The sequence below is a fragment of the Sphingobium baderi genome (assembly GCF_001456115.1).
GTDB lineage: Bacteria > Pseudomonadota > Alphaproteobacteria > Sphingomonadales > Sphingomonadaceae > Sphingobium > Sphingobium baderi_A.
The window spans coordinates 2,575,842-2,601,407 of record NZ_CP013264.1 but is presented as its reverse complement, the minus strand read 5'-3'; the positions used below and the strand labels follow the sequence as shown (position 1 = coordinate 2,601,407).

24 protein-coding genes and 1 pseudogene are annotated in these 25,566 nt (G+C 62.0%); 7 read left to right on the top strand and 18 right to left on the bottom strand.

Annotated elements, in window-relative coordinates; all coding sequences use genetic code 11:
* The first annotated feature begins 178 nt into the window (after positions 1-178).
* The gene (locus ATN00_RS12880; protein ID WP_197413598.1) at positions 179-1,099 is read left to right on the top strand and encodes a hypothetical protein; all 921 of its coding nucleotides are present in this window, start codon (positions 179-181) and stop codon (positions 1,097-1,099) included.
* On the opposite strand, the gene ATN00_RS12875 is transcribed toward ATN00_RS12880, so the two are convergent.
* Both ATN00_RS12875 and ATN00_RS12870 read right to left on the bottom strand, forming a co-directional pair.
* On the bottom strand, positions 1,066-2,034 hold the full coding sequence (locus tag ATN00_RS12875) for a recombinase family protein (RefSeq protein ID WP_225870698.1): 969 nt from the start codon (positions 2,032-2,034) through the stop codon (positions 1,066-1,068). The genes ATN00_RS12880 and ATN00_RS12875 overlap by 34 nt on opposite strands.
* A gap of 40 nt (positions 2,035-2,074) precedes the next feature.
* Complete coding sequence (locus tag ATN00_RS12870) at positions 2,075-4,984, bottom strand: Tn3 family transposase (protein ID WP_006961814.1); 2,910 nt, start codon at positions 4,982-4,984, stop codon at positions 2,075-2,077.
* A 122-nt stretch (positions 4,985-5,106) separates the two neighbouring features.
* On the opposite strand from ATN00_RS12870, the pseudogene ATN00_RS12865 reads away from it, so the two are divergent.
* A pseudogene (locus ATN00_RS12865) lies at positions 5,107-5,688 on the top strand (glycoside hydrolase family 16 protein); the annotation flags it as partial.
* 47 nt (positions 5,689-5,735) lie between these two features.
* On the opposite strand, the gene ATN00_RS12860 reads toward ATN00_RS12865, so the two are convergent.
* The 13 genes from ATN00_RS12860 to ATN00_RS12800 form a co-directional block, all read right to left on the bottom strand.
* On the bottom strand, positions 5,736-6,488 hold the full coding sequence (locus ATN00_RS12860; protein WP_062065227.1) for a prepilin peptidase: 753 nt from the start codon (positions 6,486-6,488) through the stop codon (positions 5,736-5,738).
* A complete protein-coding gene (gspN, locus tag ATN00_RS12855; RefSeq protein WP_062065224.1) occupies positions 6,485-7,207 on the bottom strand; it encodes a type II secretion system protein N in 723 nt (240 codons plus the stop codon). The genes ATN00_RS12860 and gspN overlap by 4 nt, the downstream gene beginning before the upstream one ends.
* On the bottom strand, positions 7,204-7,692 hold the full coding sequence (gspM, locus tag ATN00_RS12850) for a type II secretion system protein GspM (RefSeq protein WP_062065221.1): 489 nt from the start codon (positions 7,690-7,692) through the stop codon (positions 7,204-7,206). The genes gspN and gspM overlap by 4 nt, the downstream gene beginning before the upstream one ends.
* Complete coding sequence (gene gspL / locus ATN00_RS12845; protein WP_062065218.1) at positions 7,689-8,807, bottom strand: type II secretion system protein GspL; 1,119 nt, start codon at positions 8,805-8,807, stop codon at positions 7,689-7,691. The genes gspM and gspL overlap by 4 nt, the downstream gene beginning before the upstream one ends.
* Positions 8,804-9,793 (bottom strand): type II secretion system minor pseudopilin GspK, encoded by a 990-nt coding sequence (gene gspK, locus ATN00_RS12840; protein WP_062065215.1) that lies wholly within the window; start codon positions 9,791-9,793, stop codon positions 8,804-8,806. The genes gspL and gspK overlap by 4 nt, the downstream gene beginning before the upstream one ends.
* Positions 9,786-10,499: a type II secretion system minor pseudopilin GspJ gene (gene gspJ / locus ATN00_RS12835; protein ID WP_062065213.1), complete on the bottom strand. Its 714-nt coding sequence runs from the start codon at positions 10,497-10,499 to the stop codon at positions 9,786-9,788. Before gspJ ends, gspK begins: the two co-directional genes overlap by 8 nt.
* Positions 10,499-10,876: a type II secretion system minor pseudopilin GspI gene (gene gspI, locus ATN00_RS12830; protein WP_082635207.1), complete on the bottom strand. Its 378-nt coding sequence runs from the start codon at positions 10,874-10,876 to the stop codon at positions 10,499-10,501. The genes gspJ and gspI overlap by 1 nt, the downstream gene beginning before the upstream one ends.
* A complete protein-coding gene (gene gspH / locus ATN00_RS12825) occupies positions 10,869-11,318 on the bottom strand; it encodes a type II secretion system minor pseudopilin GspH (protein WP_420496698.1) in 450 nt (149 codons plus the stop codon). Before gspH ends, gspI begins: the two co-directional genes overlap by 8 nt.
* Positions 11,319-11,552: 234 nt before the next feature.
* Entirely contained in the window at positions 11,553-12,014 is a 462-nt protein-coding gene (gspG, locus tag ATN00_RS12820) for a type II secretion system major pseudopilin GspG (protein WP_031291951.1), read from the bottom strand.
* A gap of 162 nt (positions 12,015-12,176) precedes the next feature.
* A complete protein-coding gene (gene gspF / locus ATN00_RS12815; RefSeq protein WP_062065210.1) occupies positions 12,177-13,394 on the bottom strand; it encodes a type II secretion system inner membrane protein GspF in 1,218 nt (405 codons plus the stop codon).
* The gene (gene gspE, locus ATN00_RS12810) at positions 13,387-14,928 is read right to left on the bottom strand and encodes a type II secretion system ATPase GspE (protein ID WP_062065207.1); all 1,542 of its coding nucleotides are present in this window, start codon (positions 14,926-14,928) and stop codon (positions 13,387-13,389) included. The genes gspF and gspE overlap by 8 nt, the downstream gene beginning before the upstream one ends.
* Positions 14,925-17,114 (bottom strand): type II secretion system secretin GspD, encoded by a 2,190-nt coding sequence (gene gspD, locus ATN00_RS12805; protein WP_062065204.1) that lies wholly within the window; start codon positions 17,112-17,114, stop codon positions 14,925-14,927. Before gspD ends, gspE begins: the two co-directional genes overlap by 4 nt.
* A complete protein-coding gene (locus ATN00_RS12800) occupies positions 17,111-17,938 on the bottom strand; it encodes a type II secretion system protein N (protein ID WP_062065201.1) in 828 nt (275 codons plus the stop codon). Before ATN00_RS12800 ends, gspD begins: the two co-directional genes overlap by 4 nt.
* A 172-nt stretch (positions 17,939-18,110) precedes the next feature.
* On the opposite strand from ATN00_RS12800, the gene ATN00_RS12795 reads away from it, so the two are divergent.
* Complete coding sequence (locus ATN00_RS12795) at positions 18,111-18,764, top strand: prolyl hydroxylase family protein (RefSeq protein ID WP_062065189.1); 654 nt, start codon at positions 18,111-18,113, stop codon at positions 18,762-18,764.
* On the top strand, positions 18,749-19,138 hold the full coding sequence (locus ATN00_RS12790; protein ID WP_062065186.1) for a nuclear transport factor 2 family protein: 390 nt from the start codon (positions 18,749-18,751) through the stop codon (positions 19,136-19,138). The genes ATN00_RS12795 and ATN00_RS12790 overlap by 16 nt, the downstream gene beginning before the upstream one ends.
* 90 nt (positions 19,139-19,228) lie before the next feature.
* Here ATN00_RS12790 and ATN00_RS12785 read toward each other — a convergent pair whose 3' ends face one another.
* From ATN00_RS12785 to ATN00_RS12775, 3 genes are read right to left on the bottom strand one after another with little or no spacing between them, the layout of a single operon-like run.
* Positions 19,229-20,533: an SPOR domain-containing protein gene (locus ATN00_RS12785; RefSeq protein WP_062065183.1), complete on the bottom strand. Its 1,305-nt coding sequence runs from the start codon at positions 20,531-20,533 to the stop codon at positions 19,229-19,231.
* Between the two features lie 14 nt (positions 20,534-20,547).
* Entirely contained in the window at positions 20,548-21,057 is a 510-nt protein-coding gene (locus ATN00_RS12780; RefSeq protein WP_062065180.1) for a hypothetical protein, read from the bottom strand.
* A 17-nt stretch (positions 21,058-21,074) separates the two neighbouring features.
* Positions 21,075-21,794 (bottom strand): ParA family protein, encoded by a 720-nt coding sequence (locus ATN00_RS12775; RefSeq protein ID WP_062068764.1) that lies wholly within the window; start codon positions 21,792-21,794, stop codon positions 21,075-21,077.
* A 187-nt stretch (positions 21,795-21,981) separates the two neighbouring features.
* Here ATN00_RS12775 and ATN00_RS12770 point away from each other — a divergent pair, with 187 nt between their 5' ends.
* From ATN00_RS12770 to purU, 3 genes are all read left to right on the top strand, one after another.
* Entirely contained in the window at positions 21,982-22,971 is a 990-nt protein-coding gene (locus ATN00_RS12770; protein WP_062065177.1) for an SPOR domain-containing protein, read from the top strand.
* 247 nt (positions 22,972-23,218) lie between these two features.
* Complete coding sequence (locus ATN00_RS12765) at positions 23,219-24,235, top strand: 2-oxoadipate dioxygenase/decarboxylase family protein (RefSeq protein ID WP_062065174.1); 1,017 nt, start codon at positions 23,219-23,221, stop codon at positions 24,233-24,235.
* Between the two features lie 147 nt (positions 24,236-24,382).
* Positions 24,383-25,252 (top strand): formyltetrahydrofolate deformylase, encoded by an 870-nt coding sequence (gene purU / locus ATN00_RS12760; RefSeq protein WP_062065171.1) that lies wholly within the window; start codon positions 24,383-24,385, stop codon positions 25,250-25,252.
* Positions 25,253-25,566 lie beyond the last annotated feature (314 nt).

Sequence of the window (25,566 nt, the reverse complement as noted above, 5' to 3'; positions counted from 1 at the left end):
CAAATATTATAGAGTCGGATCATGGCCTGAAATTGCCATGATTAACGCAATCTATACTTTGAATACATGCGACGATCCGCTTTCGCCGCAAGGATTTATTCAATCATTTTGGCTCAAAAAGAAAGGAGGAAGACCGGGGCTTTTCCTATGCAATAAACCAAAAGAACGGGGGTCGTTCATGTTGAATAAGCTAAAAAGCGTTGGTCCAGCAGGGGCCGGCGCGATGATCCTGCTCGCCTTCAGTGCGACGGCGGCAGTGATGAACATGGGGACATCGCTCCCCTCCACACAAAGCAGCACAACCGCTAGCAGTCAAACCTCTACGACAACAACATCATCATCCTATACGGCAGCATCCACCACCAGCAGCGTGGACTATAGCAGTCGCACCGAAGGCGCCTTCGCCTCCTTCAATTTCGCGAGCGGCACGAAACTGCCGGACAAGGCAACGGCCTCGCTGGGCAACGCCACATTCCAGCCAGGCGTCAACGTCGCCTATGTCCCGCTCACGCTGGACCGGCCCACGCCCAATACGGTCATCATCCGCCTCACCACCGTCAACGGTTCAGGCACCAGCGCGGCCAAATCCAACATCAATTACCAGACTGTCGATACGGTCGCCATTTTCCGCCCCGGCGATCCGCTGCGGCAGACCGTGGCCGTGCCCATCATCACCGCGCAGGACGGACAGCAGTTCCAGCTCAAGATGCGCGAAGCCCCATGGGGCGGCCTGCAAGGTCAATCCACCGCGACCGTCACCGCCAGCAGCAGCGCGACCGCCACGGCCAAGGCAACGGGCACGTTCCGCGCCCCGCGCACCTTCGCCGCGACCGGCACGCTCCAGTTCGAGCTTCAGAAGGAAACGCACAAGCGTTCACCCGAAGGCGGATGGAACCGCTGGGCGACGTCGCTCGCCAATGGCCGCACGCAGATCGCGAATGAGGAAACCGGTCTTTATCTCGACTCGTCGGTATTTCCCGGCGTCGAAGGGCCGGTCTACTGGGCCCAGTCGGCCCGAAGCTGCGATTTTGGCCATGTTGAAGAACAAAGATTGAACATGGCGATCTACCAGGCTCGCTCTTGTCCTCCAATCTCGTAAACATCGGTCTCGATCGAGCACCTGTAGCTCTCTGCGATGTTGAACATCTCTGTCTGGAGAGATGCGATCTCATCATCGAGGCTGACGCCATCGGCACCCTGATCATAGGCGACGGTCAGCGTGTAATCGCAGTTCCCGGTCTTTTGCATCTGGTAATCCCGCTCCAGCATCGCCTCAATGCGCTCGCGAGCGGGCTTTCTGCCACGACCATGCTTGTTGAAGTTCTCGATGGTCAGATGCAGGGCGATGGTGACAGAAGGCGGCTTTTCCGGCAGCCCGATCCTTGAAGGAATGACGTCAAGCGCCCGATAGACGGTCATTCTTGAGATCTTGAGGTCGCGCGCGACGCTGGCCTTGCTCGCGCCGGCGGTGATCCGGCGTCGGATTTCATCGTCATCGATGTTTTTCTTCCGGCCTTTGTAGACGCCTTCGGCGCGCGCCGCCTCGATCCCGGCGCGCTGCCGGTCCTTGATGAACGTCAGTTCCATGTCCGCGACCATGCCCAGAATGGTGATCACCATCCGCCCCATGCTTCCGGCCGTCGTCACCTCCGGCTCAAGCACCCGCAATGAGGCTCCCTTCTGGTCGAGTTCATGAACCAGATTGAGAACATCGCGTGTGGAGCGACCGAGCCGATCGAGACGCAGGACGACGAGTTCGTCATCGGCGCGCAGGAACTGCATGATCGTCTCAAGCTCCGTGCGTCCAGTGCGCGATGCGCCCGAGCCTGTTTCGGAGCGGAGGATTTCACAGCCCGCTGCCTTCAACCGGGCAACCTGGATGTCGAGATCCTGGTCGATGGTGCTGACGCGGGCGTAGCCGACGCGGGTCATGGGCAAATCCGTCACATTAGGGTGGCTTTGCCCTCGTACAGTAACATTGGTGACGGAACCACCCTTTTGTGACATGTCGTATATGTCACTTCCGATCGTCACGTTCGGGTGCACCCAAATGGTGCGAGCGGAAAGGCCCCGGTCAGGCAGCAAGCCGCCCAAAATCGATCCGGCTATTCAGATCGAGGTCGAAGCGGCCATAAGGATTGACGTGGCTGTAAATCAGCGGTGTGAGGCCGCGATAATCATCCGGCGTCATCCGGCCCGTCCATTTCGGTTCCACCAGCACGCTCTGAAGCATTCGGGTGTTCACATAGACAAGCGACGCTTGCAGCAAATGTAGCGCCAGGACCGAGAGCTGCTGCTCATCGATGCGGTTAGTGGCGATCTCGCCGCCCTTGCCGAAGAAAACGAACCCATTGGCACTGTTCCAGTTTTCAACGACATTCAGGCCTTCATGAATTTCGCGGCGGAAGGACTCCTCGCGCAGATACCGGCACAGGAAGATCGTCTTGACCGCGCGGCCCAGCTCACTCAACGCCTTGTAGGTCGGGTGCATCACCTCGGAGCGGCTAAACCGGCGCAGGATCGCCTCCGGGTCGGCGGTTTTTGTCTGCATCGCGGCTGCATATTTGACCATCTCGTCATATTGCTGCTCGATCTCATCCCAGTTGATCGGACTGGAGAGGATCGGCTGCAAGTGGGGAAGCCGCGTTCGCATGCCGACATCGGGAAGAGCCAGCTTCTGGCGAGCGATCGCTTTCAGGCGGGGTGCAAGCTCAAATCCGAGAAGCCGGCAAAATGCAAAGCCAACCGCGCTTTGGCCATGACTATCAACATATTGTCGCTGGATTTCCATGTCGGTGCAATGGCGCAGCACGCCCTCGATCATGGAGGCGACCTCGGAGGAAGAGCAGCGCTTGAGCTGGGAATAGACGCATGTCGCGCGTCGTTCGACATGCCAGTAGATCATGACGCCCCGTCCACCATAACGCGCATGCCATTCCGTCATCAGGTTGCGATCCCAGGCTCCGAACTTTGTGGAATCTGACGCACAGGCCGTGCCGGCGTCCCCCCAGACTGCAGCATTGCGGATTGCCAGGGTCGCATTCGCAACCCTGGCACACGCCTCCTTGAGCGCCGCGGCATGAACGAAGCGGCGATGGACATGCAGCAGCTCTTCATAGCTGACATCGGGGGTGGCGCCGGCGATCCGCTTGAGCCCGGCATTCGTTCCCAGGCCGTAGAGGCATAGCAGGAGACGTTGATCCAGCGCGGTTTTCGGCAGTGCAACACGCGAGGCCGATGTTTCGAACGCTTCGAGAAGTCCCGTATCAAGGGCAGCCTCCTTCAGTACGTCGAGCAGCCCGGTCATCGGCCAGCGTTGGCCGATCTCGGTCTTGATCGAGGCGAGACCCCTGGGTTCGGGCAAGGGTTTGAACGGGGTGAGAGATATACGGTTCTCGCCGCGCCACAGCAGCCGAACCTTGTCGTTCCGGGGAATATTGGCATTGAGGAGCAACAGTTCCTGAGCAAGCTCTTCCCGGATGGCGCTTGAAAATGCACGCGCATCCGCCGTCAGGTTCAATCCTGTGTAATATGCTTCTCGCCGCGCATCGAAGTCCTTGGGAAGATCGTCATCGGGATTGCGGTATCGGTCCGCCCCGACAACCCAGATTTCCTTAGAACGGATGCGATCGCGCAGTTGCGCGAGGACACAAAGCTCATAACTGATCCGGTTTACGCGCCCCTCTTCATCAATGACGGAACTGCGCCATCTCGCCGGAATGACCTCGTCGACCGGCACTGCGTGCGGCGGCACGTAGCGGCATCCATCATCCACTTTGCTTCTGATCCAGTCCAGGGCCGCCAGCACCGGACGCCACACGGCGTTGTTCGACCGGAACTCCAGTGCCGAAAGCAGGCTTGGCAGCATACGGCGATAATGATTGGCCCATGACCTCCGCATCACCTTGTAGATCCGCCGATCCAAGGCGCCCTTTGCCTGGCTTTCCTTGATGATCGCCGCCAGTTTGTCCTTGCCGGCGATTGGGAAAATGACATCGCAGATGCGCCCGGATGGATCGTCGATCGAAGCGCTGGCAATCTCGACCAGGAGTCGCTCCTTGCCATAGACCCGCTCGATGTCTTTCGCGATATCGCCCACCACCTTGCGTTTCGAGCGCGATCCGATCTTATGGACCGTCTCGATCAGCAGGTCGACCATCGCATCCGTAAGCTGAGCTTCCCGCGCCATCAGATAAACGGCATAGAGCCCGAGCTGGCGCGCCGGTACATGCCGGCGCATCTCCGAGGCTTTCTCGCCGGCAACCCGGCGAACGATCTGATCGACCCATGCCTTGCCCGTGACCGATAGGAAATCTCGGGGAAGAGCAAGCCGTTGGATAAAGGCGAGTTTGGCGGTCACGCCAAGAATGTTTTCGAGCGTCGCCTGACCTGCATCCCCCTTCATCGTGTTGAAGCCGGTCGGGCCATCGGGATCGGCGAGCGAGGCTTCCAGCAAGGCGACCGCATCCGGCGCAAGCCGATCGCGGACTCGGGCCAACAGGGCCTCCAGATAGAGGTGTCGTTGCGAACGGACGAGGCGTTCCAGCTCCTTGCGCGACGGCCCATAGATACGGCGGTCGCGGCACCACAGGAAAACATGCTCGAGCATGGCATTGATCGGCTGCCCGCCCGCACAAAGATCGTCGGAAATCCACCTCGACAACGCCCTGCGATCCGTCTGCGTCATACGGCGGAACCCGAGATGCCGCAAAATCTCCGCGCAATGCCGGCGGGCGGTGCGCCCGGAAAAATCATAGTGGTTCACGGATTTGGCATCGAGACCAAGTTGCTCCGCCAGATACAAGACACCGTCGGAGGGTATCGACGCATGATCCGGCACAAAGAAGCCATGCCCGGCGAAAAATCTAAGCTGAACCGCCAATCCCAGTCGTGCCGTCTCCGCTTTGCCGGTCACGAACGCGATGTCCGAAAAACTCAGGCTCCAGGAGCCGATCAGATCCCCACTCGAAACGCCAAGGCTCATAACGCCGCTCCCTTATCGGAGCGGAACGTCGTTCCTCGCATGGGCGATCGTCAACAACAACCAGCCCGTTCCCGACGTGTTCTCCAAGATGACCAAAATCGCAGCTTCGGGCCGACTGGGCCTACTGGAGCGACAAGGGTCTGGTCCTGCACAGCCAGAAGCTCAAACAGCCCATCTATTATGAAGGGCGCAACTGGTCTTATGGCGCTTCGGTGCTGGATGGCCGGAACTATCTGGCGACCCAGATCGGCTATGGCCAATATGAATGGGACGCGAAAATGCCCGACCGGCGCGGGGCATGGCCTGCCTTCTGGCTTGTGTCGACCAGCGGCTGGCCGCCGGAAATCGACGTCTATGAAGGGTTCGGCCAGCAAAGCTACTGGGATTTCGACCGCTATGTCGCGCACACCATCCACGGCGGCGCGAACATCACCCGCACCTTTCAGAGCGGCGCGGTCATACAGACCGATCAGGCTTATGGCTGGAGCGGCTACAGCCAGGATTTCCACCGCTATGCCATCGATATCCAGCGCGACTACATCACCTGGTTCATCGACGGGAAGGAAAGCTATCAGTCGGTCAATCCCTTTAACGGATTCCGCTGGTATCCGATCATGGACGTCGCCGTCAAAACCAACAGCGCCTATGATGACGGCAGGGGCGACATGATTATTCGCGGCTTCAAAATCTATTCCACGCCTTGATGATCCGCGCGCTCCTTTCCCCGCCATCTGAGGGGGAAGGAGCGCGCCTATCCCAGCAACAGGGCCGACAGCCACCATCCCGGCACAGCCGCCACGGCCAGAAACGTGCCCAGCGGAACCTGCGTCGTGCGCTCCACCATTTTGCCCAGCACCATGCTTCCAGCCACCGCCAGCAGGCCCGTTCCAGCCGCCAGCAACAGGATGAACGGCAGCGCCTGCCACCCGAACCAGGCCCCCAGCGCGCCCAACAGCTTCGCGTCGCCCAGCCCCAGCCCCTCGCGCCCGCGCGCCAGCCGATAGCCCTGCGACACCGCCAGCAGCGCCAGATAGCCCGCCACCGCGCCGATCGCCCGGTCCGTCAACGCTGCATCCGTTACCCACAGGCCAAGGGTGAAGCCCAGGAAGGCAAGCGGCAGGGTCAATGCGTCAGGCAACCAGAAATGCCGCCAGTCCAGCACCGCCAGCGTCAGCAATATCCATCCCAACAGCGCCCAGCCAACCCCCGCCACATCCGGCGCGAAACCGACCGCCAGCGCCCCGATCATGGCGCAACCGGCTTCCACCCGGCCATGCAGGGGATCGATCCTCGCCCCACACGTCCGGCATTTCCCCCGATGCACCATGGCGCTCAGCAGCGGAACCAGATCGCCCGCGCCCAGCGTCCGTCCGCACCCGTCGCAGACCGAACGCCCACGCATGACACCTCGCCCTTGCGGCCAGCGCAGGATCAGCGTCGCGAGGAAACTGCCCGCGATCGCACCGGCAATTCCGCCGAACAGGGCGGCGAGAGGGGCGATCACAGCGTCCCTTCGACCTTCAGCACCCGGACGCCACCCGCTTCGGCAAAGCCCGCGCTGGCCAGCGCCGCCGCCAGCGTTGGATCGGCCGTCTCCACCCGCATTTCCGCCACATAGCGGCCTGACCGCCAGATCCGCAGATCGATCTTTTCCATGCCGGACTGGCTCACCAGCGGCAGCAGCAGCGCCTCCCCGTCGCAGCGGACCTCGCCCGACAGCCCCTGCGCCAGATTCAGCCCCGGCCATTGCCCCGCCATATGGGCGCGCACCCGTCCTTCCGCATGACCGCAAAGCGTGCCGGTGAAAGTGGCCGTCACATCGTTCATCGAAAAACTGCTCAGCGGCAGCGGTGCAAAGCTGCGGCCCAGAGGAACGGGGCCTGTCAGATCGTCCACGCCGATCCTGCCGAAACCGGCGGTGATCGCCCCGCTTATATCGTCCGCCGCGCCCGTTCGCCGCCACAGGTCGAACCGCGCCCGCCCCATCAGCAACGACGCCGGCGACAACCCGGCATGAACGGAACCGAGCGAAGTTTCGCCCAGCATCAGCCGTTCGATCCGCCCGCTCCACAGCACGCCGCGCACATCGCGGGCCGACAGCCCGAACCGCTCCAGCCCGGCCATGCCCAACGCCATCCGCATCGGCAGGAACAGCAGCAGGCCCGCCGCGAATATCAGGATCAGCGCGATCCGCATCCGCCGCGACAGGGAAAGGCCCATCATTGCGCCGCTCCCCGCACCAGCACCGCCTGCACCGATATGCTGCCCGCCGTCGGCGATGGCCGCGCGCTCATCGTTTCTACTCTGACGCCCTGCGCCTCCAGCCCGGCAAGCCATGTCAGGAGCGCCATGGGCCGGACGGCGGCGATGGCGATGTCCATCCGGTCGGCGCCCTGCGCCTGTGCGCGTTCCAGCGTCAGTCCCGCTTCGCCCGCGCTCTGCCCGACAAACTGGTCCAGCGGCGTTCCGGACGAGGCCGGCGCGGCGGCGCGCGGCAAGGACTTGAGCAGCTTCACCTTGCCCCGGATCGACGCATGGCGGTCGGTCGCCTCGCCCAGCGCCGCATGCGCCGACCGCTGCGCCATCTCCAGCGGTCGCACGATGCCCAGCCACAGCACGACAACCGCCAGCAACGCGAACATCACGCCCAGCATCCATTGCTCGCGTGGCGACCGTTCGCCCCACATTGTTTTCCACCGTTCCATCATGGCCGCACCGTTATGTCCGCCAGCGTCCGCCCGCCCGGGTCCTGGGACGGCGTGGCCGTGATCGTGAAGCCCGCCGCCTGCAAGGCCAGCAGCACGCTGTTGATGTCATCCGCTTTCGCCGCCGCCAGCGTCGCCCGGATCATCCCGTCGGCATCGCGCGACAAGGCCGTCATGGACACGCCCGGACTATCCCGCATCGCACGCATCAGCCCCGCGACCGGCGCCGTGAAGGCATAGCCGCCCGCACCCCGCGCCGCGAGTTGCCGATCCATCTCGCTTTCCGCTGACGCTACGTCGGTGGCATCCGGCAGCACTTCCCGCGCCAATGTCAGGCTTTGGGCGTCCAGCCGTTTGGCCGCCATATATTCCCGCGTCACGCCAACAACGGAGATCAACAGGCTGACCAGCAGGACGAAGCCGCTCCAAAGCGCGATCCGCCCCAGCGTCTTTTTGTCCCAATCGCGTCGCGTGCGTCTGGCGAAATCGCCCTGCCGCAGGTTAAGCGCAGGCCTTTCCAGCGCCGCGATCGCCCGCGCCTCCACCTGCGCCGGAGCGACTTCCTGCACCTCCGCCTCGCCGACCAGTTCGGCCAATGCCATATCGCCGCTGAACGCCACGTCCCGCCCGCGCCACACCGCCGCGCCGCCAATGATGCCGCGCGCAAAGCCCTCCTCCGGCTCCGGCAGCAACAAAGGCGCGGGCACGATCATGTCCGGGTCCAGCCCATGATGCTGCGCCCAAAGCAGCCAATGCTGCATATCGCTCCGCGCCGCGAGCGCCACCAGATGCGGCCTTGCCGGGTCGTCATTCTCATCCGCCGCCGCGAACAACTGGTCCGGCGGCACGATCCCCCCGGCTAGCGCCGCCAGCCGCGCCACGCTGCGCCCCTGTCGCACGGGCAGATCGGGATGCAGCGCCCAGTGCAGCGTCACCAGCGCCGCGGGCGGCACCAGCATAACAACCATTTCCGACGGCAGCGCCGTCAATCCGCAGGCCGCCAGCCAGTTCGCCCCCGCGCCCCGTTGCACGACCGCGCCATCCACCACCCGCATCCACAGCGGCTCCCCGGCCGCTTCGTCTGGCAGAGCGACGATCAATCCTTCGCGCCCGCTCATGCGCCGCTTCCCCAATTGCGCCGCACCAGCGTCGCCGGGCTTTGCCGGGCGTCGATCAGCCCGCGCTCCACCATCTGCGTTCCCCCGACATTCACCGCCACGTCCACCCCGAAAAATCCTGTCGTCACTTTCACCTGCTGCGCCGCTTCCTCCAGCGGATTGATGCCCACCTGCTTCTGCACGTCCCAGAACTGCTTCACGCTGCCGTAGCCCTGCTCCGGCCGCTGCGCCAGCACTTGCCGCGCCTGCGCCACGCTCATCTGCCCTTGCAGCAGCATGACCAGCAAGGGCGCCTGATCGGGCAGCAGCGTATTCACATTGATCGGCGACAGGTCCGCCATCGGCAGCGCGCACACCCAGGGCCGCGCCAGATCGTAGATCGCGGGCGTCACCCCATGCACCGCCCGCAACTCGCTCGCGTCCACCATGAAGCGGTTGGCCGTGCGATAGGGCCGCTCCGCCTGCGCGTAGGTTTCATCCTCCGCCCCGCCAGGCTGCGGCACGCTGTCGCTGTCGATCCAGTCCGCCAGCGAAGCCGCCGCCACCTGCGCCTGCCGCGCATCGACGCCCAACGCCTGCAACAGCGCCTGGAATTGCGACACGCCCACCGGCCGCACCTTCAAATTCGCCTCGCTCTCTCCCGCCACGACGCTGTTGAGGTTGAAGCAATTCCCCCCGTCGCTCACCCGCGCCGTCACCATTCCGCCGGGCACCGGAATATCGCGCGGCGCGCCCATCCATCCGCCCGCCAGCGTCGTCTTGCCCGGATTGGCCGCCACCAGATCGCCGATCTTCAGCCGCGCAATCTCCATCCCCGCATCGGCAAAGGCCCGCGCCTGATCGACCGCGCCGCCATTGCCCGTCATCCGCGTCGCCAGCGCCAGCCGCTCCAGCGCGGAGGCCGCCACTACTGCCATCACCGCCACCAGCAGCAGCACCGTCAGCAGAGCCGCGCCCCGCTCACCGTCTTTCCGGAGGTCAGCCAAGATCAGCCTCCCCCTCGACCGCTCGTTCTTCCACCGGACCCGGCCCCACCAGAAAACGCAACGTCACCGGCGGCTCACCCGTCCGCGTCACCGTCATCTCGACCGCGCGCGGCATCAGGTCTGGCTGCGTCGGCGTCCATTCCTCGCGCCACTCCCCATCGGCATCGCGAAAGCGCAAAGCCACATCCTCGACATGATCGAGCAGCGCGGCAGGCTCATCCCCCGCCGCCCCATCGACCTGTGCATAGGTCCGCCGCTCCAACCTTCCCTGCCGCACCCAATATTCAACCTTCTGGAGCGAAGGCCGCGGCAGGTTGCCCAGATTGTCCCAGCCACCCCGCACGAACTGCATCGCCGGCATCCCCTCGCCCTCGCGATGAGACCAGAAGGCGGGCGCCAGCGTCCCCGTTTCGGTGCGGCTGATGCGCGGCACCGCCTGCCCCAGATCGGCCGCCAGCGCGCCGCCCGCCCGCTGCACCGCCGCCAGATCGTCGAGCCGCGCCTTCACCTGCGCCTGCGCCGACACGCTATTGCCCAGCAACAGCACGCCCGCGCCCGCCAGCATCGCAAAGATCATCAGCGCGACAAGCAGTTCGATCAGCGTGAAGCCGTGTTCGGCGGAACGCTCCAAAGACGTGAAGCCGTGTTCGGCGGAACGCTTCAAAGACGTAAAGCCCCGCTCACGGCGCGTTCCGGGAACCTGCATCACCCCACCACCCGCACGAAGCTCAACGCCACCGGCGAAGCGCCCGGTTGCCCATCGACGGTCAGGTCCACCTGCAACAGCCGCTTGTCGTCGGTCGCCTTCACTGCGCGTTTCCAATGCCAGCGCCGCCCGCCATTTTCGACGTCGCCCTCTTCCTCGCCGACCGAAGGCGGCGCGGGATCGGTCTGCGTCTCGACCATCAGGTTGCGCGCCACGATCTGCCCCAGCGCCTTGCTGTCGAGATCGGCGGCGGTCCGCAGCGTCACCCCCTGCAAGCGCACCAGCGCCAGCGCCGCCAGGCTGAACACCGCCAACGCCACCAGCATTTCGAGCAGCGTGAAACCGCGTTCACCACGACAAAGAGCGGGATCACCCACCGACCATGACCTTTCCGGCCATATCGACCGTCACCGACACCCGCTCGCCTTCCCGCGCCAGCGTCACCTTGAGCGGATCGGTGGGAAGGCCCGTCCCGTCGAAACCGATCTGCCGCAATCCTTCCTTGCCCACCAGCGCCCGCGTGCCCTCTTTCCAGTTGGCGGTGGCGAAGGGCCTGTCCTCCACCGTTACCCACTGCGCGCCTTCCCGGCGCTGAAAGCCATAGCCGGAAGCCGACACCCACACGCCCATCGGGCGCGAGGTAACGACCGCTTCGTCGCGCGCGGCGGCAACGCGCGCGGCAAAGCGGTCGGCATCCTCGATCACCCGCCCACGCGGGTCCGGCATCGCCAGCACGACGGCCGCCGAAATAAAACCGATGATCGTCAGCACGACCATCAGTTCGATCAGCGTGAAGCCCTGTTGGGCGGAACGCTCCAAAGACGTGAAGCCCTGTTGGGCGGAACGTCTCACGGCCGTGAAGCCCTGTTGGGCGGAACGCTCCAAAGAACCGAAGCCCTGTTGGGCGGAACGCTTCAAAAACATGAAGCCGCGCACCCCACCCCCGTTCGCTTCGAGCGCAGTCGAGAAGCCACCCACACGCTTCTCAACTATCGCGTGTCGTGCCGTTACGAACATGCCAGACCTTTCCCCGATAGGTAGGCCAGCGCACCATCAAAGCGCGCTGGAATAAAGATCGGCATTCTCATTCTCGCCGCCCGGCTGGCCATCCGCGCCCAGCGACACGATGTCGAATGAACCCTTCCTACCCGGCACGACATAGCTATAGGGCCGCCCCCACGGATCGTTGGGCAGCTTCTTGATATAACCCCCGCGCCGGTAACGCTGCGGCTGCGTCAGCGAAGCAGGCGGCGTCAGCAGCGCCTGCAACCCGTCCGTTCCCGCCGGATAGGTCAGGTTATCGAGCCGATATTGCTCCAGCGCCTGCTCGATGGTGGAAATATCCGCCTTCGCCTTTTCGATCCGCGCCGTGTCGGTCGCCGGAATGACGTTGATCGCCACGATCGTCGCCAGCAGGCCGATGATGACGATCACGACCATCAGTTCGACCAGCGTGAAGCCGTGTTCGGCGGAACGCCTCACGGGCGTGAAGCCGTGTTCGGCGGAACGCCTCATGAACATGAAGCCGTGTTCGGCGGAACGCCTGCCTGACGGGTTATTCCCTCCCCCGCTCGCCCTGAGCCTGTCGAAGGGCGCGCGCCAGCGGGATATTTTCATGCGTGCTCCGACAGGCGTGGCACGAACGGAGGTTAAAATCCTGGTCAACATATTCACTCCTCAGGCCCCGGTCAGGCTCTGCAACTGCAAGATGGGCAGCAGGATAGACAGGATGATGACGGCGACGATGCCGCCCATCGCGATGATGATGATCGGCTCCAGCATGGCCAGCGCAGCGGACGTGAAGCTGTCGAACTCCCGCTCCAGATAGTCCGCCGCCCGTTCCAGCATCGTGTCCAACCGCCCCGCGCTCTCCCCGCTCGCGGCGAGATAGACCAGCAGCGGCGGAAACACGCCCGCCCGCCGCAATGCCGCCGACAAGCTCCCGCCGCCGCGAATGGCCTCGACAATCTGTTCCGAAGCTTGCCGCAGCACCCGATTATGCACCGTCTGCGTGGTCAGCGACAACCCCTCCATCAGCGGCAACCGGCTCGCGACCATGGTGGAGAGCGTTCGCGCCATCCGCGCCGCATGCAGGTCGCGGATCAGCCGCCCCAGCAGCGGCAGGCGCAACAGCGTCGCGTCGAAGCGATAGCGGAACCCCTCATGCCTGAGCGCCCGCCAGAAGGCAAAACCGCCCAGACCCATCAGGATCAGCAGCAGCCACCAATAGCTCGCCAGAAAGGCCGAAACGCCCATCACCATCCGCGTTAGCAGCGGCAACGCCTGCCCCACCGTATCGAACTGCTCCACCACTTTGGGCACGACGAAGATCATCAGCGCCGCCACCACGCACACAGCGAAAATCGCGAGCACGCTGGGATAGGCGATAGCGGTCAGCACCTTGGACCGGATCACCGCCTGCCGCTCCATCAGGTCGGACAGCCGTTCCATGATCGTGGGCAGGCTGCCGGAGCTTTCGCCCGCCGAAATCATCGCGCGATAGAGCGGCGGAAAGCTTTTCGGCTCCGCGGCCAGCGCATCGGCCAGCCGCCGCCCTTCCAGCACGCCCGCATGGACCTTTCCCACGATGGCGCGGACATGATCCTGCTCGCTCTGCCGCCCGATGGTGCGAAGCGCCTCTTCCAGCGGGCTGACCTGCACCAGCGTCGACAATTGCCGCGTGAACAGCGTCAGTTCCTTGGCGCTCAGGCGCGGCGTCCGCAGCGCCAGCCCCGCCCGTTTGCGCGCCGCTTCGACCGTGCCCGGCTCGATCCGCACGATGAACAGCTTGCGCGCGTCGAGCCGCGCCCGCGCATCCTCGACCGTTTCGGCCTTGACGCTGCCTTTGCGTTCCTTCCCCGCCGGATCGATCGCGATATAGTCATACTCAGCCATCGGAGATGGTTTCCGCCTCGATCGCGTCGCGCCGCGACACGCGGATGGCTTCCTCCGCCGTGGTCTGCCCGTCGCGCACCAGCGCCCGCGCCGCCGACCCCAGATTGGGCGCGTTCAGGAACGCATGGCGCGCGATCAGCGATTCATCGCCCCCATCGTTGATGAGGCGGCGGATGGTGTCATCGATGCGGATCGCCTCGAACACGCCGATCCGGCCCTTATAGCCTGTGCCGCTGCACTCATCGCAGCCCTTGGCGCGATAGATGATTGTTCCGGGATCGAAACCAAGCAGGGCGCTGGCCGACTTGTCGGCCTGCACCGGCTCGCGGCAATGCTGGCACAGCCGCCGCACCAGTCGCTGCGCGATGACCGCACGCAGGGTGGAGGCCAGCAGGAACGGCTCGACCCGCATGTCCCGCATCCGGGTAATCGCCCCCACCGCGTCATTGGTGTGGACGGTCGACAGGACGAGATGCCCTGTCAGCGAAGCCTGCACCGCGATCTCCGCCGTCTCCCGGTCGCGGATTTCGCCGACCATCACGACATCGGGATCCTGACGCAGGATGGCGCGCAAACCTGCGGCAAAAGTAAGTCCGACCTTGGCATTGACCTGCGTCTGCCCCACGCCTTCGACGGCATATTCGACCGGATCTTCGACCGTCAGGATATTGCGCGTCCCATCGTTCAAATGCCGCAATCCCGCATAAAGCGTGGTCGTCTTGCCCGACCCTGTAGGACCGGTAACCAATATAATCCCGTTCGGTTCTTTAAGTCCCTCTTGGAATATCCGATCCGCCGCCCCCGCCATGCCCAGCAATTCCAGCGAAATCCCGGCATTTTCCTTGTCCAGGATACGCAACACCACCCGCTCACCCGCCCGGCTCGGCAGCGTCGAAACACGCACGTCCAGCAACTTCCCGCCCAGCGTCAACCCGATACGCCCATCCTGCGGCACACGCCGCTCCGCAATGTCGAGCCGCGCCATCACCTTGATACGGCTCACCACCACCGGCGCGACATGCGGCGGCATCCGCAAAGTCTCGCGCAGCACGCCATCCACCCGCATCCGCACGACGAGGCCCGTTTCATAAGGCTCGATATGGATGTCCGACACGCCCTGCCGCGCCGCTTCGGCGATGATGCCGTTGATAAGGCGGATCGCGGGCGCATCGTCGGCGCTGTCGAGCAGATCGTCCGCCGTCGGAATATCCGCCGCCAGCATGTCCAGCTCGTCCGCGCCCATGTCGATGGAACCGGCCATCGCCGCCGCGCTGCCCTCCATCGCATAATGATCGGACAGATGCCGGTCGAACTGCGCCGCGTCGACGAAGCGCACGTCGAAACTGCGCGCCAGATGCCGCCTCACTTCAAGGAGCATCCGGGGATCGCTCCCCTCCCTTACCGCGACCGCCAGCCGACCCTCATCTTCCGGCAACAGCACCACGCCATGCCGCCGGGCAAATAGATAGGGTATGTCCAGCGCCCGCGCCGCGACATAAGGCAGGATCGGATCGGGATCGCCCTGATCGCTCATGGCCGTGCTTCGCTTGCCGGAATCTCTACCGGGCGCACGACACCGCTCGACTGACGGGTCATAGGCTCGATCACTTGCGGCGGCGGCGGGACGACCGCATCGCCCGGCCCTGCCGCCGCGCCCGGAGGCAGCGCGCCCATATAATCGCGCACCAGTTCGTCGATGCCTGGTTCCGCATCCGGATTACGTCGCATCTGCATGTCCCGGACATAGCCATAGCGTTGCTGCGTCAGGCGCTGGGCGTCTTCCTTGCTCCGCAATATGGTCGGGCGGATGAAGACCATGAGGTTGGTCTTGGTCCGGCTGCGGCTGCGCGACTTGAACAACTCGCCCAGCCCCGGAATGTCGGACAGCAGCGGAATCCGCTCAATGGTCTTGCGCTCATTGTCGTCCAGCAGGCCGCCCAGCGCCAATATCTCGCCATCGTCCACGGTGACGGTGGTTTCAATCTCGCGCTTGTTGATGATGAGGTCGCTGCTGTTGTTGCTGACCGGTCCGGCGACGCTCGACACCTCCTGTTTCAGGAACAGCTTGATCGCGCCGCCCGCGTTGATCTGGGGCTTCACTTCCAGCTTGATGCCGACATCTTGCCGCTGGACGGTGCGGAACTGATTGTCGAAATTCTGGCTCAACGCCTCGCCTGTGGTCACGGGCACCTGCTGGCCGACGAGGATCGACGCCTTCTGATTGTCCATCGTCATGACAGATGGCGTGGACAGGATGTTGCTGTCCGTATCCGACTTCACGGCGTTGACGATCGCGCCGAAGATGCCGTGATTGCCGAGTTGCGTCGCAATCCCGCCGAAACCGCCGGTCGCGTTCATCAGGCTGTCCACGGCCGCCTGCTGGAGCGTATTGGACAAATCGCCATTTTCGCGTGTCGTGGTTGTGGTGCGCGTTCCGTCCGGCGCTACGACAGTGGTGGTCGTCTCGCCCAGCCTGTCAGCGCCCACCGCCCCCGCCAATGTCAGGATATTGGGCGAAGCGTTGGAATAGTTGGTCGCGGCAAAGCCCGTCTTCGTGCTGCCGATCAGGAACTGCACGCCCAGCTTCTTCGCCGCCGCGTCGCTGATCTCGACGATGATGGCTTCCACCAGCACCTGTTCGCGGCGGGTGTCGATCTGGCGGATGGTTTCGCCCAACATGCGCTGGACGTCGCTGTTCGCCGCGACGATGATGGCGTTAGCCCCTTCATAGCGGGTGACGATCGAGGGGCCGCGCGTCGAAATGCCTGTGTTGCCGGTGCTCGCGGAAGATATTGCCGGAGCCGACGGCGCGGCCCCCGCCGGCGACGCCCCATTTGCCGCAGGCGCGGATGCGGTGACTGGCTCATTCGTCGATTGGCCGACAAGCTGCTGAAGCACCGGCAAGAGCTTTTCCGCATCGGCATGTTCCAGCCAATAGACGCGGATTTCCGTGCCGCTCGCCGCCTGCCGGTCCAGATCGCGCGCCATCTGCACGAGCCGGGCGACGGTTCCCGCATCCCCGCGTATGGCCACTGAATTGCTGCTGTCGATCGGAACCACCGTCGCGGCGGACGGAGTCCCGCCTTCACCGCCGCCTCCCGCCATCAATGCCTGAAGCGAGGTGGCGATTTCCCGCGCTCCGGCGTTTTTCAGCATCACCGTCTGTGTTGCGGCCGTATCGCGATCTATGCGCGCAATGACCTGCCGAATACGTGCGATATTATCGGCATAGTCGGCCACCACCACGCTGTTGCCTGCCCGGTTAGCGGTAACCGAGCCATCCCTGCTGACCAGCGGTCTGAGCGTTTCAAGAGCACTGGCGGCATCAATGGAATGAAGGCGAAAGACTTCCGTTACGAACTGGTTTCGATTGGCCGCCCGCCCCACCGCGCTTGGCTGCCCCGCAGCTCCATCGGCGGGCTGAATGCGATAGGCGCCGCCAGGCGCAGGCACCGCGACCAGGCCGTTTGCGCGTAGGGTGGACAGGAATATCTCAAAATATTCCGACCGTGACAGCGGCCGGTCGGTGACGACCGACACCTTCCCCTGAACGCGGTTGTCGATGATAAAGGTCCGACCCGTCACGCGGGCTGCATCCTGAATAAAGGCCCGAATATCGGCGTCCCGCACATTCAGCGTCTGCTGTGCATGAACGGGCGCGGCGATGGGAACAGCCAGAGCAAGCGCGACTGCGGCAGATAAAAGGAAATTTTTTGTCATTGGCCTTGCAGCATAAGGTTGATGGTTGCGGTGGAAGCGCCGCGTTCAACGGTCAGGGAAATACGCGCGCCCGGAACGATTTTCGTCCGCAACGCTTGCAGGTCGCTCGCCGAGGTAATGCTTTGTCCGTCAATCTGTGTAACGACGTCGCCAGCTTGAAAGCCTGCATTTTCAAAACTCGGCCCTTTGGCGACGAGGATCAGGCCAGTGATGCGGCCGTTCTCCGTTCTGGGAGTGATGCCGACATCCTGCTTAATGCTGTCCGCGGTCGGATTGTATCGTCCCCGTTCCGGGTTCTTGTCCATCGGCGAAGGCGCCGCCTCTTGCGACGATTGAGACGCGGATTGGGACTGATCGAGAAACAGTTGTTCCTCCGTGCCGCCCCGTTCAATGGTCACATAGTCGAATGCGACAGCTTTGAGCATGACGCCGGACGTGATTTCGTCTCCGACCGCAAAACTGTTTTGCACACCGTCCGGCCCGGCAATGATGGCCGACCCCAGACCCGTCCCCTCGTTCAATCTCACACCATATAGGGTCAGCGCCAGGGACGTCACAACACCAGTGCTTTCCTGTTGCGGCGCAGCAGGGAAAAACGGATCGAAGTTCGCAAAGAGAAACTGGCGGGCTGCTGGAGAAGGAAATTGGGATTGCGGACCAGGCCACGGACCAAAGCTACCCATGGGCGTGAAGACCACCCAGACCAATCGCGCCATTTGAATGGCCAGCAGCGCCAGAACCGTCTTTTCGATGATTGCCACACCGCCGATAGGGCGCAGGCGCCCTGTCCATCTTCGCGCCGCTTCGCCGATCGGCAAATGCATGATACCGCCCCCTTTGGCCACCGACGTCTGCTAGGCAACGGCGATTACGCAATGATGACAGTTACATGTCGCATTTATGACAAGCGCAATAGCGAAGCTGTCAGCCTTGCATTTATAGCGTCGAGCGATAGCTAGGGGGCCGCCAAGAAAGTTTTACCAGTTCGGATTCGTCATGTCGGACCGCCAGAGCCCCCTATCTCCCGATGGCAATCCGGACTGGATTGCCAGACATCCCGGTGTCCAGCACGTCCCTAATCGTGAACTGACTTTGTTCATCGCTCGTCATTTCCTGTCGCCGGAGGAATGTGGCGGTCTCATGCAATTGATCGATGCCAAGCGGCGTCCATCGACAATTGCCGATGCCAATGGCGATCATTATTTTCGCACCAGCGAAACATGTGAACTCGACGCTGCCGAACCACTTGTCGCAAAAATCGACGCAAGGCTCGCGGCCTTTGCCGGGATCGATCCCGTCCATGGCGAACCGATGCAGGGGCAACGATATGCCGCTGGACAAGAATTCAAGGCGCATACGGATTATTTCGATCCTAAGGGCGCCGATTTCGATAAATATTGCGGAACGGCGGGCAATCGCACCTGGACCTTGATGATCTATCTCAACCAGCCAGAAGCTGGCGGCGCAACCCGCTTCATCAAGATCGGGAAGACGGTTCAACCGGAAACCGGCAAGCTGCTTGCGTGGAATAATCGGCTGGCGCCGGGAGTCTATAACCCTTCAAGCCTGCACCATGGCATGAAGGTACGTTCAGGGGTTAAGCACGTCATCACCAAATGGTATCGCGAACGTCCATGGATTCCGGCATAATCGATTGGGCCAAATTCGCGGAAGAATGGCAGAGCGCCTGGAACGCCCATGATCTAGAGCGGCTGCTCGATCATTTCCACGAAGATATTGTCTTCACGTCGCCCGTGGCCGCAGGGCTGCTTCCGAAAACGGAAGGCTATATTCGCGGAAAGGAATCCCTTCGGGCATATTGGTCGAAAGGCCTGCAACATATTCCGGACCTGCATTTCACGGTAGAACGGATTTTTGCCGGCCTAAACATATTGGTCATCCAGTATCGGAATCAGAAGAATATCGTGGTTAGCGAAGTTCTGATCTTTTCAGATGTAAAAGTGCGCGAAGGCCATGGCACCTATCCACCCGACGAAACCAATCCCGCAGGCACGCGGCCATGATCACAGACTTGGTGACAGCATGAAACCCCGGAAGACAGATCTTCCGGGGTTTCATGCTTTTATCGAATCTTACTTTATCGATCCTTCATTTCAGCGTGAAGCGAACCGACGCCCTTTTGCAGCCGCCCACTGAAGAGGCGCCGCGTTGGGCGCGCCTTCACGCACGAAACATTGTCCCTTCCGCGCCTGAATCGAACGGCAAAGACTCATCGCATCGGCACGTTTGGCAAATCCCTTGATGGCCAGACGATGGAAAGTGGTTCCATTAACCGTTGCCTGGCTCGTTATCACCGGAAATGCGGCCAGCACTTCGTTCGAACGCGACATGCCGATCCACTTTTCACGCGCAATCGCAGCGCTGTCATAAGCACCCAACTGCACCACCCAACTGCTCGCCCCGTTTTCGACGGGGCGAATGAACGCCGCTTTCTGCAGCGCCGGTGCATTAACCTTGCGCGGCAGCGGTTTCGAGATGGCGTTGCCGGACATGGTATTTCGGTCCGGCATGACCGGAGTTGGAGAGAGAGCGACACGCACAGGGCTGGCATCGGCAGCTATAATCGGCACAGCGTCAGCGGTCTCGATTATTTGCTCCGGAGCGTCCTCTTCAACGGCTGCCATTTGCACGGAAACCGCATCAACTGGCACAGCCACTGGAGCGAGCGCCAGGGCTACAGGCTGCCCTGCATCGTCGCTGGCTACGCTCACGCCCATCAGAGACGCTACACGCATCGGCGCGAGTTCGGGGGCCGCAATTGTCGCCCATTGCGTAATCCGCTGATTGGCTGCGAGCAGATCGAGATCCATGCCAACAACCAATCGCGCATCCTTCCAGCGCCCCGCCAGAGCATAGGCGTAGGCAAGGTTCTGGCGGGTGCGCGCCGTCGCCGAAGGATCATGAATAGCCTCGGAAAGGATACGAACGCCCTCCGGCGCATTGCCTGCCATCGCCATCGCCAGACCATAATCGGCAGCCGGAACATTGTCCGCATTGGCCGCAAGCAATGTCTGCGCGGCGGCACTCCTGCCAAGTGCAATCCGTACGAGCGCCAGATTGACGATGGTCCGGCTTTCTTGATTTCCCAGCGCCATTGCATCGGAAAGCGCGGTTTCGGCGGAGACGAAACGCCCGCCCGCAACATAGGCCAGCCCCAACAACTGCCGATATGCCGCATTGTCCGGTTTTAACCGGACAGCTTCCTCGGCAGCGCGGATGGCGCGGACGGCATCATGTCCCGCCATCGCCTTTTCCGCGGCCAGAGCCTGTTTACTGGCATCGCCCTTCTGGCTGGCTGTCGTCATCGACGGACGAAATGCAGCCCCCGTACAACCCACCATCGTGACAGCCACGATCAGGGAGGACGCAGCCGCCTTGCCAAATGCAGAACGCTTCATAATCATTCCCACCTTTACTTGCGACCGTGCATCGGCGGCACTTGCTGCGCCAGCCGGTCTATTTCAGGCAAATCGCTGAGATATTTGTCGACAGCCTCGGTAACGATCTGCTGGGCTGATCGCCCGGCCACAGCGCAGGCAAGCCGCAACCTAAGATGTCTGCCGGCGTCGAGCCGCAGAGTGAACGCGGTTTTGCGAGCCGCCCCGGTACTGTGATTTCGTACCGCAAGTGTATCCGCCACGCGTTCGGCAAGTTCATGCCTTTCCACAACGACCGCTGGAACGGGCGCGCCCTTCGCAACGGCATTGCCCATGGGCGTAAGGCTGGCAATCGGCGTAGGCTCCAGCGAACATGGCAGGGCATCCATGGGCATGTCGTTGCCCATGTCGTTCCAGCCCAAATCGTCCTGCGCTACGGCCATACGACCAAGACCAAGCATGGGCCTACGCATGGCGGGCTGAGCCGCTCCCTTGCGTGCAAGAAGACCAGAGGTCAGGGACGCGATCGGCTTTGCTTCAGGCATGATGCGTTCCTTTCTTACTATCCGATAACACGGCGGCCAAAGCCGCCCCCGGCCGGTCGCGTGCTTCCCATTGTCCCGACGCTCCCATGCGGAACGGAAAAGACCGTGCGCCGGAAATTCTTTTCAAGGCGATCCGAAATATAGCTCCACAACTGAACGACTTCGCTCGCGGAGCGGCTTTTCGCGTCCACTTCCATGACTGTGCGGCCATCGATCATCGACGCCGCGAAATCGGTGCGATGATGAACCGTCACAGGCGCGACGGTTCCATGTTGAGACAAAGCGATGGCTGCTTCTGACGTGATCCGCGCCTTGGGCGTCGCACCGTTGACGACGAAGATCAGCGGCTTTCCAGCTCTGTCGCACAGATCAACCGTGGCGCCTACGGCGCGCAGGTCATGCGGACTGGGGCGTGTGGGAACGACGATCAGTTCCGCCACCGAAATCACACTCTGAATCGCCATGGTGATGGCGGGAGGCGTGTCTATGACCGCCAGCTTAAAACCTTGCTGCCGCAGAATTTCGAGGTCTGCGGCGAGGCGCGCTACCGTAGTCTGAGCAAAGGCTGGAAATTCCGCCTCCCGCTCATTCCACCAGTCCGCGAGCGATCCTTGCGGATCAATGTCGATCAGAACGACCGGCCCATGTCCCGCTCGCTGCGCCTGCACGGCAAGATGTCCGGAAAGCGTCGTCTTTCCCGATCCGCCCTTCTGCGATGCCAGTGCCAAGATGCGCACGCGCTGCCCCCCAAGGAAATCCAATTCCGGTCGAGATTGTCATGGCAGCACCTAAAATTCAGTTAACCGACATCCCCCGCCATGGTCCGCAAGAGGGCGCGTCACTCCCGCGCACGATGCTAATAGCCTTTTAACCAATATCCGCGATAAAATGGCGTGAATGCCGTGGATTTGGAGCAGCCCTTTCATGAACAATTTTCGAGGCGCGCTTATCGCAATCGCAACGTTGAGTCTGAGCCAGCCGCTTCTGGCTGACGTAAAACTGGGCGTAGATGCGTGGCAACAGGGTGACTATGCAAAGGCCGTGGCGGAATGGCGCGCCCTTGCCGAGGGAGGCGACCCAGATGCCCAGTTCAACATGGGACAGGCCTATAAGCTGGGACGCGGTGTGTCATCAGATCTGGACGCGGCGATCCAGTGGTATCGAAAGGCAGCCGCGCAGGGTCATATGCGCGCCGAAGACAATCTAGGCCTCAGCTTGTTTCAAAAGGGCGATCGCGCCGCAGCCATGCCTTATCTGGAACGCGCGGCGTCCCGGGGGGATTCACGCGCACAATATATCTACGCGACGGCCCTGTTCAACGGCGATCTCGTTAAGAAGGATTGGGTCGGCGCCTATGCCTTGATGACGCGTGCTTCGGCGGCAGGACTGTCGCAAGCGAACACCAGCTTGCAACAGATGAACAAATATATCTCCGACGAACAGCGCGAACAGGCAAAAGCCCTCGCTGCAGGAATGCAGCAAGACAAGGGCGCCTTACTGGCTTCCGCGCCGACAAGGACGGAAAGCACCGGCCCCGCGACGCGACCGGCTCCCTCTCCCCTGCGGACTGCCGAAATTGCGCCGTCAACCACGCCCTCTCGCGCCGAAGCGCCCAAAACCAAAGCGCCGCCCCCTCCCAGACAGGCTGCGGCTCCTACAGCACTCCCTGCCCGCGCCGCTTCGGGCCCCTGGCGGGTCCAGCTGGGCGCATTCAGCGCGGACGCGCGTGCCCGCTCAATGTGGTCGCAACTCACAGGCAAGGTTCGCGGCCTTTCCGTCTATCAGCCCTATTATGTAGCGGCAGGCGGCATCACGCGGCTCCAGGCCGGTCCTCTGGGCAGTTCAGCAGATGCCGCGCAGCTTTGCGCGCGCATCAAATCTGCCGGCGCGGATTGCATAGCGAAAAAGAATTAAATCAGGGGATCATGCTGGACATGACCCCGCTCGAAAACATGTGAAGGCATCCTTTCCCAACACCGTTTCGGGCCTATGCCCCTGCTCCGACGAACGCAGGCAGACAAAGAGAAGGGCAAGCGCATCTGATCGACGCCTTCCCTTACCCATCTCACGCAGCGCCATGCGAAGTCCAGCGATCGGGCAATGAGAATTTGAGCCATGCCATGGAATCTGAGATAATAGCCCAAACGCCAAGGAGCTTGTCATGATTTCCGGGAATGATAGGGCAATATATGCTTTGGTAACGTCCGTTCTGGGAGAAGGGAACGGAAAACGGGTACTAAATTGCCTAGCCATTGAAGAAGCTCTCTTGAATGAGTGTGGCAATCAAGTTTCGCGCGCTGCGTTCGCCATGGCCATGAATGTTGCGCTTTTCCACGATTTGCTTGACCGTGTGCCAAGCGGCGCTGATTATGTCAGGGATGTCGCCGCACAGAACCGCCGCGTCACGTTCGATCACGGAGCGTTGCGGACCGTGCGGTTTGCCGAAGGACCGACCGGCGGTCTTCCAGCGGGGCAAGACGCCTTTGCAAGGATTTTCATCCCACTCGGCTATGAGATGGCCGCCATTTACCCGCTCGAGCGGCTTGGGATGACTGGCCGCGCCTATCGCCACATAGACGCTCCAGAGGCCATTCCCCAATTTTTCCTATCGGAACTGCATGTCGACCGTTTCGATCCGGCATTTGGCGAGGTGGCATGGCGTGTTTTCGGAACATCTCGCGACCCCCTGGATAACAAAGCCAAGGCTTTGCTGGATGATTATGCGGCAGGCCGTCCCGTCAATCTGGAAACGGCCACGGAAGTTCTGCCGACCATTCTCGCCGCGTTCGATCGACAACATGAACCGGCTGCTTTTGAAGACTATGAGGTGCTGCGATCCCGCTCGAACGAAGCCGCGTGGATCGCGACCGAAGGCAACGCCTTCAATCATGCAACCGATCGCGTGCCGGACGTGGCCGCTCTGGCCAGCCGTTTGAAATCGGAAAATCGCCCCATGAAGGAAAAACTGGAAATCTCTGCCAGCGGACGCGTGCGCCAGACCGCCTTTCGCGCGGACAGCGTCCAGAGACCCTTTGCCGATGGGATATTCCGGACCGTGCCGGGTTCCTTCTACGAGTTCATCAGCCGCGATGTCGATCCGGCCGTTGGAGCGCTCGATCTCGCCTTCGACACGGGTAATGCCACCGGCATCTTCGCCATGACAAGAGCAGCCCCCTGACCGAAATTCTACGATCTTCCGTGCTGCCATGTCGTCCTGCCCCATTCTCAGCTTCAAAGCCGGAAAGGTCGAAGCAGTCGTGGTTAACGGGTTGATCACCGAAACAGATTAAGGCAACGCTCCCTATCCATTATCGGGAGGCATGCGTTGAACGGTCCTGTTGCTTCATCCTGGGTCTTGACGCTTGCTTGCGTGGATCGCGTCGGGATTGTCGCCGCAGTGAGCCAGTTTCTGGCGGAGCGCGGCGGCTTCATTACCGACAGCCAGCAATATGCCGACCGGGAATCGGGGCGTTTCTTCATGCGCGTCGCCTTTGAAGCGACCAACAATCGCATGGACGGCGGCACGCAATGGCTGCGGGTGGAATTCGCGCCTATAGGCGATTATTTTGCTATGGATTGGCGGCTTACCGACGTTGATGAACGTCCACGCATTCTCATCGCCGTGTCCAAGGGGTCTCATTGCCTCGCCGACCTCCTGCATCGCTGGCAAACGAGCACATTGGCAGTCGATATTATGGGCGTCGTGTCCAATCATCCCGACATGCGCCGCATCACGGAATGGCATGGCATCTCCTATCATGAATTGCCTGCCAATGGCGATAAGCCCACTCAGGAAGCGGCCCTGTTCGATATTTTCGAACGCACCTGCTCTGATTACCTGATTCTGGCGCGCTACATGCAGGTTCTATCGGAAGAACTGGTCGCAAAGCTGGTGGGTCGATGCGTCAACATCCATCACAGCTTTCTTCCGGGCTTTAAGGGCGCGCGTCCTTATCATCGAGCGCATGAACGCGGTGTCAAACTGATCGGCGCAACCGCTCATTTCGTGACGGCGAATCTGGACGAGGGACCGATCATCGAACAGGCAGTCGAGCGGATCGATCATCGCGCAACGGCGGAAGACATGGTCCGCATAGGACGCGACATAGAAACACAGGTATTGGCAAGGGCAGTTCGGTGGATCGCAGATCGCCGCGTGCTGCTGAACGGCAGGAAAACCGTTATATTCCGTTGAGGAAAAATCGCTCTGAAAATTAACGCACGTTTTTACGGGAGAGAGCGACAAAATACCAGAACGCCTAGACGAACATCCTCCAGCCCGTCCTCCATCGGGACGGGATTAGAAGACCGCTGTGTAGATGAACCAGCCCACGATAAGCAGGCTCGTAACTATGCACACCCGATCGCCAAACACGTCAATTCGCGACATCTCGACATCCTTCCAGTCAGGCGCTCTCATTTCTGACGCCTTATTCCCAGACTACAGCAGTTTTCCTCGGGAAGGAATAGCAAAGATACGATGAAATGCACGAAATTGACGACGAGCGG